Here is a 2247-nt window from a genome sequence, read left to right on the forward strand (position 1 = left end):
GGCCCCTCCACCGGCCGGATGGAGATCACCTCGGTACCGGGCCGGACGCGGTCCAGTACACCGAAGGTCTCGGCGTAGTTCTCCAGGTAGCGTTGCGTGTCCACCGCGCTGGCGAAGTGCAAGCGGTTGGGCAGGTCCGCGAACTCGAAGATGCGGAGCGCGGACTGGTTGGCCAGCCCGTCGTAGCAGCCCTCTGCTGACCAGATCCCGCCGACCTGCTGGTACTTGTCGAAGACCGTGACGTCGAAGCCGTTCTCCAGCAGCACCTTGGCGGTGACGATTCCCCCGGGGCCGGCCCCGACCACACACGCTCTCATCAGCTGTCACTCCCCATGGCGATCGCCGTGTCCAGCTCGCTCATCATCCCGGTTGCGGACCTCCATGCCCAGGGCGCCCTCCGGTACCTGAGGCATCAGAAGCTGAACGAGCACGGCCACACCCCAGGACACGACGTACGCGGTCAACGCCCACAGACGGAGACGACCGCGCGCATCACGGTGCGTCAGAAACCGGGAACACCGAGTCCAGTTGGCCCTGCAGCAGCCGGCGACGCCCGGAGACCTCGACCCCTGCGTCGCTTTGCCACCCAATCCAGTCGATGCAGGTCAGCGCCGTCCAGCCGATTGCCTTCGCTGTCAACGGACAACGGCCTCGGGAGGCACTCACCACGCCCGGATCTCGATGTCGATGAGAACGGGAGGCGCTCTCCGGCACTCGGCAATGGCGCGATGGCGACCACCACCTGCGCCCGTAGCCAGCGCTTTTGTCCCGAGCTCCGGACAAGCGGCACACGGCGTCTTGCCGGTCGGCACCGAGCTGCTGTCCGAAGCCGTCGATATTCGACGCGGACAGCGCCTCCCGAACTGCCCGAGAAGCGCTGCTCTTCGTCATCGACAGAGCCAATCTCGCTGGGTGCTTTACTGGGCGGCATTGCCATCAATGGCCTACCTCCTCGACTGGTGCCCTGGGTCGGTGCTGGCCTTCTTATCCTCGCTGTAGTTCCTGTCACCGCAGCACGGAAGACCCTGGTGGGTTCCAAATAGTCCGCTGCATCGCAGCGGACATCGGCCCATGCTTTCGGCGTCGCGCCATGACGGCTTCTTGGGCCACGCGCGGATCCAATGAACGTGGTTGGCGCGCTCCGCCACTGCACGGATCGCGGCCTCAACTCCTGCTCGGTCATAGGCGTTCCAGGCCGAGCCGGCCGAGGCGGGAGCGTATCGCGGAGGGCTGCCGCCCGAACTCGGCGGCCAGAACCTCGAAGTCGCGCTGACCCGCTCGGTACAGGGCGAGAAGCTTCTCCTCGTCCGCTGAGCTCCACGGTCTGCCGAAGTTCGGGTAGCGGGCCCGGAGTTGAGTGATGACTGGCGTCAACGGCCTTACGCGAAGGTGTTGTTGATCAGCAAGGACACGGTGTCGGAGCCCGTGTTGACGATCGTGAGGTCCATCGCTCCGTCCCCGTTGAAGTCACCGGATCCCACCGAACGGGGCGTTGCCGGTGGTGTGATCGGCCTTGGTGCCGAAGGCGCCGTCCCCGACACCGTGCAGCACCGACAGCGAGTTGCTACCGCCGTTGGACACGGCGACGTTCGAGGTTCCCGTCCGCGTCGAGGTCGCTGACGCTCACCGAGTACGGGGTGCTGCCCGCGGCGTACTCGGTGTGCGTGGGGAAGGTGCCGTCGCCGGCGCCGAGGAGCACGGAGACGGAGTCCTCGCCGACGGCGGAGGTGACGAGGTCGAGGTCACCGTCCTCGTTGAAGTCGGCTGCCTCGACCTTACTGCAGGCTCGCCCACCCCGACGCCCAACCCGAAAGGCCGTGAACGGGGCCGAACTGGATCGTCAATGGCATTCGCCCCTTCCGCGTCACTGAGCCCTCTCCAACCTGCCCTGCTGGTCCGGTAGTTGGCGTGACAGATGAGTGAAGCCATTGGTAGACGGGTTCACGACGACCGGCAGCGGCGGGTGCGCGGTCGCGAGCGGGCACTCCATGTTCATGTCCGGGCACTCGCCGGGCATCGGGGCGACCACTTGTGCGGTCTGCTCCGACTGCGCCTGTGCGGGCTGTTCCGTCTCTGCGTGGCCCGCCTCGGCGCTCATGGCAGCGCCCGCCGTGCCAGGCATGGGCATGGTGCTGTGCCCGGGGCTCCACATCAGGTAGGCGCAGGCCAGCAGCGCACCGACCACGACGGCGGCGAGCGCGGGGCGGGGGCGCCGGGCGGGGCGGACAGGCATGCCGGCGGTGCTAC

3 protein-coding genes and 1 pseudogene are annotated in these 2247 nt (G+C 67.4%); all 4 read right to left on the bottom strand.

The window, feature by feature from the left end:
* Window positions 1–317: NAD(P)-binding protein (locus tag GUY60_RS36975; protein WP_161705883.1), on the bottom strand; the 317-nt coding region annotated here is incomplete at its 3' end.
* Between the two features lie 862 nt (window positions 318–1179).
* Window positions 1180–1374, bottom strand: a complete 195-nt coding sequence (locus GUY60_RS36980) for an SANT/Myb-like DNA-binding domain-containing protein (protein WP_161705884.1) — start codon at window positions 1372–1374, stop codon at window positions 1180–1182.
* 190 nt (window positions 1375–1564) lie between these two features.
* Window positions 1565–1750 (bottom strand): annotated as a pseudogene (locus GUY60_RS36985) (FG-GAP repeat domain-containing protein); the annotation flags it as partial.
* 114 nt (window positions 1751–1864) lie between these two features.
* Window positions 1865–2247, bottom strand: a 383-nt coding sequence (locus GUY60_RS36990; RefSeq protein ID WP_223178781.1) for a hypothetical protein, incomplete at its 5' end; no start/stop codon positions are given.

This window comes from Streptomyces boluensis, from assembly GCF_009908195.1.
GTDB lineage: Bacteria > Actinomycetota > Actinomycetes > Streptomycetales > Streptomycetaceae > Streptomyces > Streptomyces boluensis.